This window comes from Cupriavidus sp. C3SS-1, from assembly GCF_057073755.1.
Window position 1 is genome coordinate 2472990 of record NZ_CP172699.1, and the last position, 15225, is coordinate 2488214.

Consider the following 15225-nt stretch of genomic DNA (forward strand, 5'->3'; position numbering starts at 1 on the left):
CCCTCAGTCCTCGAAGTCCAGGCCGCCGATCAGGACCGACGGGTCGGCCTGCGACAGCGAACTCCAGTCGAGCTGGCGGGGGTCCTGCCAGGCCTTGAGCTTGGCCGGCAAGGCCGCCAGGTACCCCGCAAAGCGCTGTGGCCCGCCGTCCGCAAACAGCGCCTCGACCTCCAGGCCATCCCACGCCAGGGTGACATCCAGTGAATGGGGGAAACGCTGCAACTCCAGTGCGCCGTGGCCGCGAATACGCACACGGGCAGGCCATCCGGCCAATGTGCCCGGCAGGACTTCGACCTGCAATCGATGCGGGTACAGGCGTACGATCGCATCGACGATGCGCGGGATGCAGTCTGCTTCGAAACGCGCGAGGAAGTCAGTGGTCACGGTCAGCCCTTGTATGTTGAGCGGCGGCGGGATCTGGACAGCAGTCACCGCCGCAGGCAAGCATAAGGTGCGGCCACCCCACGCGGCAACGGTCCCGCTGAAACGTCTGGCATTTCCGGCGGAGCGATGGCAAACCATGCTAGAATCCGGCCCCGAGTCATGCCAGAGGCATGCCAAGGCGGGCGTCGTATAATGGCTATTACCTTAGCTTCCCAAGCTAAAGACGTGGGTTCGATTCCCATCGCCCGCTCCACTGCCAAGCTCTTGGCGTGTGCCGCCGGCCCCAGGTCGGCCGATCGGCAGCAGAAAGATAGTCCGCTTTGCGGCCAGCTCCATCACCGGGAGTGATCGTTGCCGCATTCGCAACCCTTGGTTTTTCGCCGGGGTTATCCATGCCCACACGGTCAGCCCGTTATCCGAGGACGATAAGTGCCATCTGAACAGCGAGATGTATCTGTGCCGCACGCCAGCAAGAAACCGGTCCATGTGGCATTCGGTGTCGATGCGGGCTACTACCGCGGCATGGGCGTAGCCATCACATCCGTTGTCGAAAACAATCCGGGGCTGGATTTCGTTTTCCATGTTTTTGCCTTCTCCATCACAACAGACAATCAGGAGAAGCTTGAAAAACTGGCGAAACAGTATGGCGTGGCGGTTCAACTCCATCTGCTCGATACGGCCGCCCTCGACGAATTCCGCCAGTTTCCCTGTTTCAGCAAGCATTCGCTGGGCACCTTTATCCGCTTGCTGATTCCATCGACGCTGAGCGGTATCGCGGAACAGGTGTTGTATCTGGATGCCGACCTGCTTTGCTTCGGCGATCTGTCCGACCTGCTTGCCATCGATCTGGGGGACTGCATCGCCGCGGCGGTCGCCGATGAGAAGGACACTACTGTCACCACGCAGATTCCAGCATTGGGGCTGAAACACGGCCATTACTTCAATGCAGGTGTCATGTACATCGATGTGCGGAACTGGATGGCTGCCGACGTCCAGCAGGTCGCGTTGAAAGCCCTGTCAACACTGGACATGCGATTTGCGGACCAGGATGCCCTCAACATCGCGCTAGATGGCCGGGTTAGATACGTTGATACGAAGTGGAACTATCGATATCACCTCGTGGACTACCTGACGCGCGGCGAAACCCGGCTGGAGGTCTCCCACCCTTACGTTTTCATGCACTTTACCGGACCGGTAAAGCCGTGGCACAGCTGGTGCCTGCATGACATCCGGGAACTGTTCACGGAGATCCAGTCGCGTTCGCCATGGGCGGAGTCACCGTTGGACGGGCCGCGAACGGCACGAGAACTGAAACTGTTTTCAAAATTCCTGATCACACAACACCGAATTGCCCAAGGGGTCTACTGGCACTGCCGCTACCTGAAATCGCGGCTGATGCAGAGACTGAAGTCCTCATAAGATTTCGATCTTCAACGGGGAACTTCAGTTTTACGCAAGTCAGTGCAGACCAAGAAGAGAATGACTCAACGACTTGATCAAAGCCTCACTTCAATCGCTTCAATGTCCAGCGTCGCTTCAATGGACCGGCAAGACGCGGTAATCCGTGTCATGACGCGGCTTGCTGCAGTTGTCCTTGCTGCTTTCTACATCCTCTCACTGATCGTTGATCGGGCCGCCGGCGTGCTGTATGGCCTGCTTATTGTGCTGGGTCTCGCTGTATTGATTTACCGCTGGAAATCGCAGAGCCGACTATTCCTGGCGCAGATAAAGCGTTACTGGCCACTTGCAATCGCCATGGCGGCACCGATGATGGCAGTCATGGCGAATGAAATATCGAGGCAACAATTCTCGATCCGTAGCATCGATGCGCCGTCGCGACTGGCCCTGTTTGCGCTGGTGCTCTGGACTGTCTCCCACGTGCCACTGCGCTATTTGCGCCATTTGCAATGGGCGTTTGTCGCGGGCGCGGTCCTGTCCACCATAAAAATCCAGGTACTTAGCCATGGGGGGCAGGAAAGGTATCTGACAGACTTTATACCCATTACCATTTTTATTGAAATGGCGATGGTGCTGGGAACGTACGGCTTGTTTTCGCTTGGCTGGAACTCGCAGCAAAGCAAGACTGAAATCGTCATTAAAGTTTTGGCAGCAACGGCAATACTTTATGGCTGCTACATTTCCCAATCACGCGGGGCATGGATAACCATACCGCTGTTTGGTGGAATCGCGCTGTTCTCCAGTGGAGTTCTGCCGAAGGGCCGCAAGCTGGCCATGACAATCGTGGTTGCGCTTGTACTGGTGGTCGCCATGAGCCAGGCCAAACTGGTCAAGGATCGCGTTGTCGATGCGCGAAATGATATCGAGCAGTACGTGACCGGCACCAATGTCGAGACCTCCATTGGCTTCCGCTTTCAGCTATGGCAGGGATCCGTCGTCATCTTCCGGGAGCATCCCGTTTTCGGTGTAGGCGTCGACAAGTATCGCGAAGCCCTCGCAGATCTGGCAAATCGAAAGATCATTACGCCGGCCGCCACCGTTTTTGCCCATTCGCACAACGAATTCCTGTTCAATGCCGCCAGACTGGGCTTGTTTGGCATTGCCGCGTTGCTGGCCTTATACCTGGTGCCTGCCTACTATTTCGTACGAGATCTCCGGCATCGTGACAGGGAAGTCCGCGCTGCGGCTTGCATGGGCGCCTCCTTATGTGGCGGCATTTTTGTGCTCGGCCTGACCGATGTGGTGTTTCTTTGGTGGGAAGTCTTTCCCTTCTATGCCGTAAGCATTGCCACATTCCTGAGCTTCATCGACAAGAAGAAGGCCACCCTACCGGCGCCGCAAGGCGCTGCTGGGTAGAGGCCACCGATCAGGTAAAATTCCGCCTCTCCGTAGCAGCACCGCACCGCACCGCAAAGCGGACTGCATCAGATTCGAACAAATTGCCCGCCGCGACTGGCCTGCCGCCTGATGGCCATCGCGGTGCATCCCTTGCCGTAAATTGCCTGAACCGCCGGCCGCAAGACCCGGAGCGGCCCTCCCGGCTTTCACGTTGCCATGCCTGCCCAAGACCCCAGTACCGAAGCTTTCCCGACTAAAGATGTTCCGAGTGGTGAGAACGTTGAAGCGTCATCCCCCACCGACCCCGAAGGCGTAGCCCACCCCCGCCGCATCCGCTCCTTCGTCCGGCGCGCCGGCCGCACCTCCACCGGCCAACAGCGCGCCATTGATGAAGTCGGCCCGCGCCTGCTCGTGCCGTACGCCCCTGAACCGCTGGACTGGGAAGCCACATTCGGCCGCCAGGCCCCGGCCATTCTGGAAATCGGCTTCGGCATGGGCGAAACCACCGCGCATATTGCCCAGTTGCGCGCGCAGGACAACTTCCTGGGCTGCGAAGTGCATGAACCGGGCGTGGGTGCCCTGCTCAAGCTCGCCGGCGAACGCGCAATCGAGAACATCCGGATCATCCAGCACGATGCCGTGGAAGTCATCGCGCACATGCTCACCGAGAATTGCCTCGATGGCGTGCATATCTACTTCCCCGACCCGTGGCACAAGAAGCGCCACAACAAGCGCCGGCTGGTGCAGCCGCCGCTGGTGAAACTGCTGGCCGGGCGTCTGAAGCCGGGAGGCTACATCCACTGCGCAACCGACTGGGAAGAGTACGCACACCAGATGGTGGAAGTGCTGGCTGGCGAGCCGACCCTGGAGAACACCTCCTCGGCGGCCGATGGCTTTTCGGAGCGGCCGGAATACCGGCCCATCACCAAGTTCGAGCGCCGCGGCGTGCGGCTCGGGCATGGCGTCTGGGATGTCGTGTTCCGCAAGCGCGGCTGAACGACTCGACGACTCGATCGGCACAAACAAAAAGGCGTGGCCAAATTGCCACGCCTTTTTGTTTCCTGCCTCCACCGTATCAGGCGTGCCAGGAAATGAGCCCAGTGTACGCCGTCGCCAGCACGATGATGCCGAACGCAATCCGGTACCAGGCAAACGGCTTGAAGTCGTGCGTGGCAACGAAGCGCAGAAGCCAGCGCACGCACAGGAATGCGGACAGGAAGGCGAAGACGAAACCGATACCGAAGATGCCGAGGTCGTCAGCAGACAGCAACGCGCGGGCCTTGTACAGCTCGTACACCGTCGCCCCGAAGATGACGGGGATGGCAAGGAAGAACGAGAACTCGGTCGCCACCTGACGCGACAGGCCAAACAGCATGCCGCCGATGATGGTCGCGCCCGAGCGCGACGTGCCCGGCACCAGCGCAAAACACTGGGCAAGACCGACCTTCAGGGCATCACGCCAGTTCAGGTCATCGACCGATTCGATGCGCGGCGCACCGGCCTTGGCGGCTTGCAGCAATGCATTGCCGCGCGGACTGCTCACCACGGCACGGCGGCCCTCGCGCCATTCGGCCAGCAGGATCACCACGCCGCCGACGATGAAGGCCAACGCCACCGTGATCGGGTTGAACAGATGGGCCTTGATCCATTTGCCGAACACCAGCGCCAGCACGATAGCCGGCACCGTCGCGACGATGACGTTGATGGCGAAACGCTGTGCCTTCGGGTCCGTCGTCAGACCGGCCAATACGTTACCGATGCGCCGGCGAAACTCCCAGCAGACCGCCAGGATGGCGCCGAACTGGATGACGATCTCGAAGATCTTGCCCTTTTCATCATTGAAGTCGAGCAGCTGGCCAGCCAGGATCAGGTGGCCAGTGCTCGAAATAGGCAGAAACTCGGTCAGTCCTTCGACGATGCCGAGTATCACGGCTTTCAGGGCAAGTACGATATCCATGGATGAGGTCGTTTAGGCGGGGACATGCCCGAGCTTGGCCGGGCAATGCCTCTCTAGGCTCAGGGGCGATTGATCTTGACGTTGATGCCGTCCGACAAGACCGTGATTGTACCGGGCTCGACTTCTCGTCCCACAAGGCGCAACTGGTCCGGCCGGAAGGTGTACAGCGCGTAGCCCTGCAGGAACTGCTCAGCCACGATTCCACCGAGCGCGTTCACCTGGCGCGAAAACTGGCCAGGCAGTCCCTGCACGTCGAACTGCTGGACTTCCGGATCCTGCAGCACGATTGAATGGCTCGGCGCGTCGTAACGCAGCCCGCTATCCAGCGCGAACCGGCCCGCCAGCGCCTGGCGGAAGAACAACTTGTTGTCAACGGTGGCATCGAACTGCAGGTTGACACGATTGCGTACCGGATCGAGCGTCAGGCGCGGGTTCGACAACTGAATATCGAATAGCTCCAGGTAGCGCTTGCTGAACGGAAACTTGTGGTCCAGCGCCGATTGCAACTGGCTCTGCGAGAAGGTGTATTCGTTGCCGAACGAACCGCAGGCGCCCAGCCAGACAGTCGCCACGGCAGCGGCGATGGCGCCTGTCCAGCGCCGCCGTGAAATCCCGATCATATTGCCTCCGATGGAGTGGTTTGCGCCGACCGGCGGGCAGCCCGCGCAGGCTGTGTTCACGCGCCGCCGCGGGCAGGCGCGGTCAGGATCTCGAGTTCCGTCAGCCAGCGCAGCGCGGATTCGCGGGAATCGCCGCACATTTCGGCGGAGGGTTGCAGCCCGCCGCAAAAGGCCGGCCGCTCGAGCCGGCCGAAGACCGCGCACCTCGCATCCGGCAGCAACTGCGCGCAGCGAACTCCGGCCGGCTTGCCGTTGGGCATGCCGGGAAGCGGTGACGCGATCGACGGCGCGATGCAGCAGGCGCCGCAACCGTCACGGCAGGAAATGTGAGACTGGCAACTCATGGGAATGGTTCAGCAAGCCGCGTCCAGGCGCGGCAAAGGCGCGGCAAAGGCGCGGCAAAGGCGCGGCAAAGGCGCGGCAAAGGCGCCATTGTGCCCGATTACGCGCCGGCGCTCGCCGGTCCGGCACAGCCCCCCATCGACGGCATCAAGCATCACTTGTTGCAGGATTGCCGCGCCATGCTCCATAGGCAGGGCGAACCCGGGTTGACCGCCCCCCATGCCAGCCCTACATTACTGACCGAAAAGTTATTAATATCCCGCCCCCTCCGCTTCTCACCAGACATGGCAATACCCGGCAAAACCTCCGTGGTCGATCACTCCGCCCACCGCAAAGACGCCGAAACTCCACGCTGGAGCCGGCGCAAGGCCGCCCGCCCGCAGGAACTGGTCGCGGCCGCGCTTGGCTTGTTCGTGGAGCGCGGCTATGCCGCCACGCGCCTGGAAGACGTGGCTGCGGCCGCCGGGGTCTCGAAGGGGACGGTGTACCTCTACTTCGCCAACAAGGAAGAGTTGTTCAAGACCGTGGTCCGCGAAAACCTGGTGCCCGCGCTGGCACGCGGCACGGAGCTGGTCGACCGCTTCGAGGGCCCGACGCCGGAGTTGCTGCGCGAGCTGCTGCGCGGCTGGTGGGGGCTGATCGGCGCCACGCCGGTGGCGGGGCTGACCAAGCTGGTCATGGCGGAGTCCGGCAACTTCCCCGACATCGCGCGCTTCTACCAGGAAGAGGTGATGGTGCCCGGCGATGAATTGTTCGCGCGCGTGCTGGCGCGTGGCGCGGAGCGCGGCGAGTTCCGTGCCCTGCCCCCCAATCCGGCCACCACGCTGGTCTGTGCGCCGCTGGTCTTCCTGATGCTCTGGCAGCGCTCGTTCGGCCTTTACGGGCACAAGGAAATCGATCCGGACGCGTACATCGACAACCTGCTCGAAATGCTGCTGTTCGGCCTGACGACCGGCGAAACGCGCGACCGCCCGTTGCCGCCGAAGTCCGGGCCCTACGTCTGGGAAAAGATCCGCGACGAGATGCAAGCACAGCGGCTGGCGCAACGCACCGACGAGCCGGAGGCGATAGCAGCCGCGGCCGCCGCACAACAAGACAAGACATGAAGCGAAACAAGAAGATCCTGATTGCCGTGCTGGGCGCGATCGCCGTACTCAGCGCCACCGCCGCGGTGCGCAAGGCCGGCAGCGCGCGCCAGGCTCAGGCGTCGGCGCAGGCCGCGGCGCCTTCCGTGGTGGAATTCCTTCAGTCCGACCTGGTGCAGGCGGGCACACGCGACCTGCAGCTTGCGCTGCCGCTGTCCGGCAGCCTGCGCGCGCTGAACCAGGCCTCGGTCAAGGCCAAGGTGTCGGGCGAGGTATTGCAGGTACTCGTGCGCGAAGGCGAGGCCGTGCGCGCGGGCCAGGTCATCGTACGCATCGATCCGACCGAGTACGAGGCCAAGGTCGCCCAAGCCCGGGGCCAAATGCTGGCGGCGCGCGGACAGTTCGAGAACTCGCGCCAGACGTGGGAGCGCAACCGCGAACTGGTCGGCAAGGGCTTTATCTCGAAGACCGCGTTCGACAACTACCAGTCCAACCTTGACGTGGCGCGCGCCAACCTGGACGCCGCCCAAGGCGGCCTGGCCGTCGCGCAGAAGGCGCTGAACGACACCGTGGTCAAGGCCCCGCTCGACGGCATGGTCGCCGCGCGCGCCGTGCAGCCCGGCGAAAAGGTGTCGCCCGACACGCGGCTGATCGACGTGGTCGACCTGCGTGTGCTGGAACTGGAAGCGCCGATCCCGATGGCCGACGTGGCGCGCGCGTCGGTGGGCCAGTCGGTGCAGCTGAATGTGGAAGGCGCCGGGCGATTCACCGGCGCGCTGGTGCGCATCAACCCGGCCGTGAGCCAGGGCACGCGCAGCATCATGGTCTACGTGCGCGTGCAGAATGGCGACGGCAAGCTGCGCGCCGGCATGTTTGCGCGCGGTGCGCTGGTGCTCGGCGAGCGCAGCGGCGTGGTGTCGGTGCCGGCGTCTGCCGTGCGCAGCGACGGCGACCGTGCCTTTGTCTACGTGGTCGAGAATGGCTTGCTGGCCGAGCGTGCCGTGCAGACCGGCGTGCGCGACGAAGGCAGCGCCATGGTCGAGATCACCTCGGGGCTGGCCGCAGGCACCGAGATCGTGCGCAACAACCTGGGCACGCTGCGCAGCGGCAGCCAGGTGCGCCGCGTGAAAGCCTGAGGACCGCGCGCCATGTGGTTTACCCGCCTGTCGATCCAGAACCCGGTGCTGGCCACCATGATGATGCTGGCCTTCATCGTGGTCGGCCTGTTCTCTTACCAGCGCCTGCCGGTGGACCAGTTCCCCGATATCACCTTTCCCGTGGTGGTGGTGCAGACCGAATACCCGGGCGCCGCACCGGAGTCGGTCGAGTCCGACGTCACGCGCAAGGTCGAGGAAATCGTCAACACGATCTCCGGCATTGATGAGATTTTCTCGCACTCGTACCAGGGCACCTCGGTCGTCGTCGTCAAGTTCGACCTGAGCGTCGATGTCGGCCAGGCCGCGCAGGATGTGCGCGACAAGCTGGCGCTGATCCGCAAGCAGCTTCGCGACGAAGTCGAAGACCCGCGCGTGCTGCGCTATGACCCCACCGATGCACCCATCTTCTACCTCTCCGTCTCGAACGCGCCGGGTGCCGAGCGCAGCCAGCGCGAGCTGACCACCATCGCCGACCAGATCGTGCGCAAGCGGCTGGAGACCGTGCGCGGCGTGGGGACCATCAATATCGTCGGCGGCACCAAACGCGAGGTGGAAATCCGCATTCGGCCGACGCAGCTTGAAGCGCTGGGCATCGGCGTCGACCAGGTCATGAACGCGATCCGCAGCGAGAACCAGGAGCTGCCCGCCGGCGAACTGCGCTCGTCCTCGACCGAGACCGTGGTGCAGATCAAGGGCCGAGTGGCCACGCCCGACGCTTTCCGCAGGATCATCGTCGCGCGCCGCGCGGGCCAGCCGGTCACACTGGGCGAGATTGCCGACGTGCGCGACGGCCAGGAAGAACAGGAAAGCCTGGCGCTGCTCGACGGCAAGCGCGCCCTCTTCCTTTCCGTGGTCAAGGCGCAGGGCCAGAACACCGTCGATACCGTGGACGGCCTGGTGCGCATGGCCGACGAAGTGCGCAAGCTGGTGCCTGCCGGCGTGCAACTGACTGTGGTCAACGACACGGCGCGCGGCATCCGCAGCAGCGTGAAGGAAGTACGCTCCACGCTGCTCGAAGGCGCGCTGCTGACCGTGGCGATCGTGTTCCTGTTCCTGGGCTCGTGGCGCAGCACGGTCATCACGGGCCTGACGCTTCCGATCGCGCTGATCGGCACCTTCGGCGTAATGTACCTGTGCGGCTTCACGCTCAACGTGATCACGCTGATGGCGCTGTCGCTGTGCGTGGGCCTGCTGATCGACGACGCCATCGTGGTGCGCGAAAACATCGTGCGCCACAACCTGATGGGCAAGGATCACCGCACCTCGGCGCTCGACGGGACCGCCGAGATCGGGCTCGCGGTGCTGGCCACCACGTTCTCGATCGTCGCCGTGTTCCTGCCAGTGGGCTTCATGGGCGGCATCATCGGGCGCTTCTTCCACCAGTTCGGCATTACGGTGGTGGCGGCGGTGCTGATCTCGATGTTCGTCTCCTTCACGCTGGACCCGATGCTGTCCTCGGTCTGGCACGATCCCGACCTGCACGGCACCGGCAACAAGAAGAGCTGGTACGGACGCACCGTGGGCCGTTTGCTGGACTGGTTCTCGGCGCGCATGGATGCGCTTGGCCACGGCTATGCCGCGATGCTGGGCTGGGCATTGAAGCACCGGCTGGCCACCACGCTGATCGCCATCGTCACCTTCTTCGGGAGCTTTGCGCTGGTGCCGCTGATCGGCACCGAGTTCGTCCCCGCCGCCGACCTTGGCGAAACGCAGGTTGGCTTCACCACGCCGGTCGGCACGTCGATGGAGGTCACCGAGGCCAAGGTGCGCCAGGTGGAAGCCGCGCTCAAGTCCTTCCCCGAAGTCGCCTATACCTACGCGACGATCAATTCAGGCAACACGTCCGGGCGCAACAACGCGTTGGTGTCCGTGCGGCTGGTGGAACGCCGCGCGCGCAAGCTGTCCACCGTGCAACTCAACCCGAAGATCCGCGAGCGCCTGACCGCTATCGCCGGCATCACGCTGACCATGGTGGGCATGCCCGATGGCGCCGGGGGGCAGAAGGCGATCCAGGTGTCGATCCAGGGCGAAGACCTTAACGAGCTGCGACGGCTGTCGCTGGAGGCCAGCCGCCGCATGCTGACCATCCGCGGCCTGGCGGACCTGGATTCGAGCATGAAGGATGACCGGCCCACCATCGAGGTGCGTATCCGCCGCGAACTGGCGTCGGACCTGGGCGTGGGCGTCGCGCAGATCGGCAATGCGTTGCGGCCGCTGCTGGCGGGCGATGCCATCAGCTCGTGGCGCGCGCCGGATGACCAGAACTACGACGTGCGCGTGCGGCTGCCGCGCGACGCGCGCACCGGGATGGCCGACCTCAATGCGCTGATGATCGCCAGCAACCAGACCAACCCCGACGGCACGCCGAAGATGGTGGCGCTGCGGCAGGTGGCCGACCTGGTGCCGACCACGGGCGCCAACCAGATCAGCCGCCGCGACCTGAACCGCGAAGTCGAACTGACGGCCAACACCGCCGGACGCTCGGCGGGCGAAGTCGCGCGCGACGTCAAGGCCGCGCTCGACGGCATGACCTGGCCGGCCGGCTACAAGTACCGCTTTGGCGGCTCGACCAAGTCGATGAACGAATCGTTCGGCTACGCGGTCTCCGCGCTCGCGCTGGCCGTGATCTTCATCTACATGATCCTGGCGTCGCAGTTCGCCAGCTTCTTCCAGCCGATCGCCATCATGACGTCGCTGCCGCTCACGCTGATCGGCGTGTTCGCGGCGCTGCTGCTGTTCCGTTCGACGCTGAACATGTTCTCGATCATCGGCTTCATCATGCTGATGGGGCTGGTCACCAAGAACGCGATCCTGCTGGTGGACTTTGCCAACCAGGCGCGGCACGGCCACGTGGACGGCGCCGATGGCCGGGCGCCGCTCTCGCGCGAGGCCGCGCTGATCGAAGCGGCGCGCGTGCGGCTGCGCCCGATCCTGATGACCACGCTGGCCATGATCTTCGGCATGGTGCCGCTCGCCTTCAGCCTGGGCGAAGGCGCCGAGCAGCGCGCGCCGATGGGCCAGACCGTGATCGGCGGCATCATCACGTCGTCGATCCTGACGCTGGTGGTGGTGCCGGTGATCTATACGTATCTCGATGATTTCGCGGTGTGGCTGCGGCGGCGCTGGCAGGGCCAGCCAGCCGTGGAGGCCAGCTCACCGGACACAGCCGGCGCTGGGGCCGGGGCACAACATCGGAGCGCTGAATGAGCCGGACGGCGCACGGAGGGTTAAAATGCGGGGTTTGACAAGTTTGCCCGGCCGTGGCACCGCGCGGCCCGGACACAAGCACCCATATAGCGGTTGGCATTGGTAAGGAATGGCAAGATGGATCTCGAAAAAGCCCGCTTCAACATGATCGAACAGCAAATCCGCCCGTGGGATGTGCTGGACCAGGAAATCCTTGACCTGCTGGCGGTGGTCAAGCGCGAAGAATTCGTTCCCGCGGCCTACAAGGGCCTGGCCTTTGTCGACATGGAGATTCCGCTGCCGGGCGGCCAGAACATGCTGCCCCCGCGCGTGGAAGCCCGCATCCTGCAGGAACTGGCCGTGCGCAAGCATGAGAACGTCCTGGAAATCGGCGCCGGCTCCGGCTACATGGCCGCGCTGCTGGCCAATCGCGCCCGCCACGTGCTGACCGTGGATATCCTGCCGGAACTCGCGGCGCTGGCCCGCCAGAACCTGGCCGATGCCGGCGTTACCAATGCCGACGTGGCCGAAGGCAATGCCGCCGATGGCTGGACCGCCGCGGCGCCGTACGACGTGATCTGCATTTCCGGGTCGCTGCCGGCCATTCCTGCGTCGATCCTGTCGCAGGTCAAGATCGGCGGCCGTATCGCCGCGTTCGTCGGCGCGCTGCCGGTCATGGAAGCCCGCCTGGTCACGCGCCTGTCGGAAACCGAGTACCAGGTGGTCAACCTGTTCGAGACCGCGGTCAAGCCGCTGATCGGCGCGGCCCAGCCGTCGCAGTTCCGTTTCTGAGGAAGCAGGCGCCATGCAGGTTATCCAAGCTACCGAACTGGCCCAGTGGCTGGCTGATGCCAGCCGCGCCAAGCCGGTCCTGCTCGATGTGCGCGAGCCGTGGGAGGTGCAGACCTGCGCCATGCCCGGCATCACCCACATCCCCATGCGCGACATTCCGGCGCGCGCCGCCGAACTTGACGAGGACGCGGACATCGTCTGCATCTGCCACCACGGCATGCGCAGCATGCAGGTCGCCGCGTATCTCGAACGGCAGGGCTATGCCAGGGTCTACAACCTCACAGGCGGCGTCGATGCCTGGGCGAGCGAAGTGGACCCGGCCATGCCGAAGTACTGAGAGGCCGGCCCAGGCCTGCCGGCCGGCCCGCGAAGTCAAACCCGAAGAAAAAACGACCGTTGGCCGCGCCTGTGCCGGCAACCTGGAGATGTGATGACGTTTGCGCCTTTCGCCGCGACCGGCAGGATGCGGCTGGCTGTAGCGCTGTCCTTGTATGCGCTGCTGCAAATGCCGGCGGCCTCGGCCGCCGACCTGCTGCAGGTCTACCGCGACGCCCAGTCCAATGACGCCCAGTTCGCCAGTGCGCGGGCGCAGTTGCTGGCCACGCGCGAGAAGCTGCCGCAGGGCCGGGCCGGCCTGCTGCCGCTGGTCACCGGCACGGCCGGCGCCAACCGTACCCGGCTGGACCAGACCGCGTCCCTGGCACCGGGCCTGCCAAGCGCCTCGGGCGTACGCTTCTTCGACAACAACAGCTGGGCCTTGCAGCTGAGCCAGCCGCTGTTCCGCTGGGACCGCTGGGAAACCTACAAGCAAGGCGAGCTGGCCGCGATGGCGGGCGAAGTCACGTTCCAGCAGGCGCAGCTCGACCTGATCACCCGATCTTCGCAGGCCTATTTCGACGTGCTGACCGCCCAGGACAATCTTTACCTGGCCGGCGCGCAGAAGAAGGCCATCGGCGAGCAGCTCGCGCAGGCCAAGCGCAATTTCGAAGTGGGCACCGCCACCATCACCGACGCCAACGATGCCCAGGCCCGCTACGACCTGGCCACATCGACCGAGATCGCGGCGCAAAGCGCGCTCGAAGTTGCACGCGCCAACCTGCAGCAGATCACCGGCAAGCCCGTGGACGAGTTGCTCGGGCTGCGCCCGGAGGCCGAGCTGCCCGCTCCGGTGCCGGCCGACTCCAACGCCTGGGCCGCCCAGGCCGAGGCCAGCAACCTGCAGGTGGGACTGGCCAACTACAACCTGGAAACCGCGCAGCGCGAAACCAACAAGGCGCGCGCCGCGCACCTGCCGTCCGTGGACCTGGTGGCTTCTTACGGCTTCACCAACCAGACCGGCAGCGCCACGCAAGCGATCTCCACGCACTACAACGCGTCGCAGATCGGCGTCCAGCTGAGCATGCCGATCTTCGCGGGCGGCCAGATCCAGTCGCGCGTGCGGGAAACGCTGGCACTGGCCGACAAGGCCGCCAGCGACCTGGAGTTCGCACGCCGCACCGCCGCGCAAGGCGCGCGCCAGAGCTATTCGGGGGTGTCCAACGGCCTGGCGCAGGTCAAGGCGCTGGAAGCGGCCGAGCGTTCGGCCCAGAGCGCCGTGGAATCGAACCAGCTCGGTTACGAGGTGGGCGTGCGCATCAACATCGATGTGCTGAATGCCGAGGCGCAGCTGTTCCAGACGCGCGCCAACCTGGCCAAGGCCCGCTATGACACGATCATGAACGGCCTGCGCCTGAAGGCATCCACAGGCGCGCTGAAGGAAGACGATGTCGTCCAGATCAACACGCTGCTGACCTCGGCGCCGGGCGCCATGTACCAGTTGCCGCAAAAGGCCCAGGTGGGCGCAGTGGCAACGCCCGCACCGGCAGCGGCGGGTCGCCGCAGCGGCCGGCGCGATGCGCTGGCAAGCGGCACGCCGCGCTCCTGACGGACACGGGGCAGACAACGCAACGGGCCGCAATGCGGCCCGTTTTGCTTGGACCGCGGCCCTAATTCGCGCGCGTGCGCGACTCCACGCTGAGCAACTGCCAGCGGATCGAAGGGGCATCCGCCGGCGGGTTCGCCACCTTGTACTCGCGCACGCGCAGCTTGTACGACACGCCCTGCTCGAAATCCAATCCTTCGATCGGCCCGTACCAGAGTTGCCACGGCGCATCCGGCGACTCGCGCCAGCGGTAGCAGGTCATGCGGCCCACGCCGCTGCATTCCACGCGCTGGGAATCGATATAGACCGTCTTCTCGACGCTGCCTGCTGCATCGATGCGCGCGCCGCGCTGGCCGACGCCCTCGCGCTCGACAAACTGCAGCAGGTCCTCGCCGGAGGTTTTCCAGATGATCTGGCGGCCCGAGGCGCCTGCCGTCGGCTGCGTGCCAACCGTCAGGAACGGCGTCTGCATGGCCTTGAGCAACGCCGATTCCAGCTCCATGCGCGGCGGCGGGCAGGCCATGCGCGTACCGGCGATGCGATCGAAACGAATGCCGGTATCGGTCTTGCCGTAGCTGCCGGTGAAGCGGTTGCAGCCGCTCGTGCCGCTGACCGTGCCCTGCGCGGCGTCGATGCCGGCGCTGAACTCGAAGATGATGGGCTGGCCGTTGTCGCCATGCGGGATATCGCGCTGCGTGCCGTCGGGCTGCTGCCAGCGCACCAGTTCCCAGCGGCTCGGGCCGGAGGACTGGGTCTGGTTGAGGGCGGCGGTGGCGCCGGTGGAGTCGGGCGCCGGCCCCGTCGCGCATGCGCCCAGGGCGCCTGCCAGCATGGCAGCGGCGGCTCCGCGCCGGGCCATCCGGCGGCAGGTATCACGGGTCAATGTCTGCATGGATTTTGGCTCCTGTGATAAGGCGAGCCAGCCAGTCATCCGACTGACCGGCGCGCCAGGTTAATGCCCCTTAGAGCCTGGGGCCTTGCTGCG

14 protein-coding genes and 1 tRNA gene are annotated in these 15225 nt (G+C 64.6%); 10 read left to right on the forward strand and 5 right to left on the reverse strand.

The window, feature by feature from the left end; translation table 11 throughout:
* Positions 1-3 precede the first annotated feature (3 nt).
* Positions 4-384 carry a DUF5594 family protein gene (locus ACIGJC_RS11510; protein WP_483708927.1) on the reverse strand — a complete coding sequence of 127 codons (381 nt, stop codon included), beginning with the start codon at positions 382-384 and terminating at the stop codon, positions 4-6.
* A 178-nt stretch (positions 385-562) separates the two neighbouring features.
* On the opposite strand from ACIGJC_RS11510, the gene ACIGJC_RS11515 reads away from it, so the two are divergent.
* From ACIGJC_RS11515 to trmB, 4 genes are all read left to right on the forward strand, one after another.
* Positions 563-637, forward strand: a tRNA-Gly gene (locus tag ACIGJC_RS11515).
* Between the two features lie 176 nt (positions 638-813).
* A complete protein-coding gene (locus ACIGJC_RS11520) occupies positions 814-1803 on the forward strand; it encodes a glycosyltransferase family 8 protein (RefSeq protein ID WP_483708928.1) in 990 nt (329 codons plus the stop codon).
* Positions 1804-1863: 60 nt separating this feature from the next.
* Entirely contained in the window at positions 1864-3198 is a 1335-nt protein-coding gene (locus tag ACIGJC_RS11525; protein WP_483708930.1) for an O-antigen ligase family protein, read from the forward strand.
* 198 nt (positions 3199-3396) lie between these two features.
* Positions 3397-4176: a tRNA (guanosine(46)-N7)-methyltransferase TrmB gene (trmB, locus tag ACIGJC_RS11530; RefSeq protein ID WP_483708932.1), complete on the forward strand. Its 780-nt coding sequence runs from the start codon at positions 3397-3399 to the stop codon at positions 4174-4176.
* 79 nt (positions 4177-4255) lie between these two features.
* Here trmB and ACIGJC_RS11535 read toward each other — a convergent pair whose 3' ends face one another.
* The 3 genes from ACIGJC_RS11535 to ACIGJC_RS11545 are packed head-to-tail and all read right to left on the reverse strand — an operon-like array spanning position 4256 to position 6101.
* Entirely contained in the window at positions 4256-5137 is an 882-nt protein-coding gene (locus tag ACIGJC_RS11535) for an undecaprenyl-diphosphate phosphatase (RefSeq protein WP_483708934.1), read from the reverse strand.
* A gap of 59 nt (positions 5138-5196) precedes the next feature.
* Positions 5197-5757, reverse strand: coding sequence for a DUF1439 domain-containing protein (locus ACIGJC_RS11540; protein ID WP_483708936.1), 561 nt, complete (start codon positions 5755-5757; stop codon positions 5197-5199).
* Between the two features lie 56 nt (positions 5758-5813).
* Positions 5814-6101, reverse strand: a complete 288-nt coding sequence (locus ACIGJC_RS11545; RefSeq protein ID WP_483708937.1) for a YkgJ family cysteine cluster protein — start codon at positions 6099-6101, stop codon at positions 5814-5816.
* A gap of 282 nt (positions 6102-6383) precedes the next feature.
* On the opposite strand from ACIGJC_RS11545, the gene ACIGJC_RS11550 reads away from it, so the two are divergent.
* The 6 genes from ACIGJC_RS11550 to ACIGJC_RS11575 all read left to right on the forward strand — a co-directional run bounded on the left by ACIGJC_RS11550 (position 6384) and on the right by ACIGJC_RS11575 (position 14243).
* Positions 6384-7205, forward strand: coding sequence for a TetR/AcrR family transcriptional regulator (locus ACIGJC_RS11550; protein WP_483708939.1), 822 nt, complete (start codon positions 6384-6386; stop codon positions 7203-7205).
* On the forward strand, positions 7202-8320 hold the full coding sequence (locus tag ACIGJC_RS11555; protein WP_483708941.1) for an efflux RND transporter periplasmic adaptor subunit: 1119 nt from the start codon (positions 7202-7204) through the stop codon (positions 8318-8320). The genes ACIGJC_RS11550 and ACIGJC_RS11555 overlap by 4 nt, the downstream gene beginning before the upstream one ends.
* Before the next feature lie 12 nt (positions 8321-8332).
* Positions 8333-11548 (forward strand): efflux RND transporter permease subunit, encoded by a 3216-nt coding sequence (locus ACIGJC_RS11560; RefSeq protein WP_483708942.1) that lies wholly within the window; start codon positions 8333-8335, stop codon positions 11546-11548.
* A gap of 117 nt (positions 11549-11665) precedes the next feature.
* Positions 11666-12319, forward strand: coding sequence for a protein-L-isoaspartate O-methyltransferase family protein (locus tag ACIGJC_RS11565; RefSeq protein ID WP_483708943.1), 654 nt, complete (start codon positions 11666-11668; stop codon positions 12317-12319).
* Between the two features lie 13 nt (positions 12320-12332).
* Positions 12333-12656 (forward strand): rhodanese-like domain-containing protein, encoded by a 324-nt coding sequence (locus ACIGJC_RS11570; RefSeq protein WP_483708944.1) that lies wholly within the window; start codon positions 12333-12335, stop codon positions 12654-12656.
* A 93-nt stretch (positions 12657-12749) separates the two neighbouring features.
* Positions 12750-14243 (forward strand): TolC family outer membrane protein, encoded by a 1494-nt coding sequence (locus ACIGJC_RS11575; protein ID WP_483708945.1) that lies wholly within the window; start codon positions 12750-12752, stop codon positions 14241-14243.
* Positions 14244-14304: 61 nt separating this feature from the next.
* Here ACIGJC_RS11575 and ACIGJC_RS11580 read toward each other — a convergent pair whose 3' ends face one another.
* Positions 14305-15132: a DUF4377 domain-containing protein gene (locus tag ACIGJC_RS11580; RefSeq protein WP_483708946.1), complete on the reverse strand. Its 828-nt coding sequence runs from the start codon at positions 15130-15132 to the stop codon at positions 14305-14307.
* Between the last annotated feature and the right edge of the window lie 93 nt (positions 15133-15225).

Excerpts from the sequence above, each read along its gene's own strand:
- ACIGJC_RS11535 (WP_483708934.1), bottom strand. The coding sequence starts at position 5,137 with ATGGATATCGTACTTGCCCTGAAAGCCGTGATACTCGGCATCGTCGAA.
- ACIGJC_RS11565 (WP_483708943.1), top strand. The coding sequence starts at position 11,666 with ATGGATCTCGAAAAAGCCCGCTTCAACATGATCGAACAGCAAATCCGC.
- trmB (WP_483708932.1), top strand. The coding sequence starts at position 3,397 with ATGCCTGCCCAAGACCCCAGTACCGAAGCTTTCCCGACTAAAGATGTT.
- ACIGJC_RS11545 (WP_483708937.1), bottom strand. The coding sequence starts at position 6,101 with ATGAGTTGCCAGTCTCACATTTCCTGCCGTGACGGTTGCGGCGCCTGC.
- ACIGJC_RS11575 (WP_483708945.1), top strand. The coding sequence starts at position 12,750 with ATGACGTTTGCGCCTTTCGCCGCGACCGGCAGGATGCGGCTGGCTGTA.
- ACIGJC_RS11580 (WP_483708946.1), bottom strand. The coding sequence starts at position 15,132 with ATGCAGACATTGACCCGTGATACCTGCCGCCGGATGGCCCGGCGCGGA.
- ACIGJC_RS11540 (WP_483708936.1), bottom strand. The coding sequence starts at position 5,757 with ATGATCGGGATTTCACGGCGGCGCTGGACAGGCGCCATCGCCGCTGCC.
- ACIGJC_RS11570 (WP_483708944.1), top strand. The coding sequence starts at position 12,333 with ATGCAGGTTATCCAAGCTACCGAACTGGCCCAGTGGCTGGCTGATGCC.
- ACIGJC_RS11550 (WP_483708939.1), top strand. The coding sequence starts at position 6,384 with ATGGCAATACCCGGCAAAACCTCCGTGGTCGATCACTCCGCCCACCGC.
- ACIGJC_RS11555 (WP_483708941.1), top strand. The coding sequence starts at position 7,202 with ATGAAGCGAAACAAGAAGATCCTGATTGCCGTGCTGGGCGCGATCGCC.
- ACIGJC_RS11525 (WP_483708930.1), top strand. The coding sequence starts at position 1,864 with ATGACTCAACGACTTGATCAAAGCCTCACTTCAATCGCTTCAATGTCC.
- ACIGJC_RS11560 (WP_483708942.1), top strand. The coding sequence starts at position 8,333 with ATGTGGTTTACCCGCCTGTCGATCCAGAACCCGGTGCTGGCCACCATG.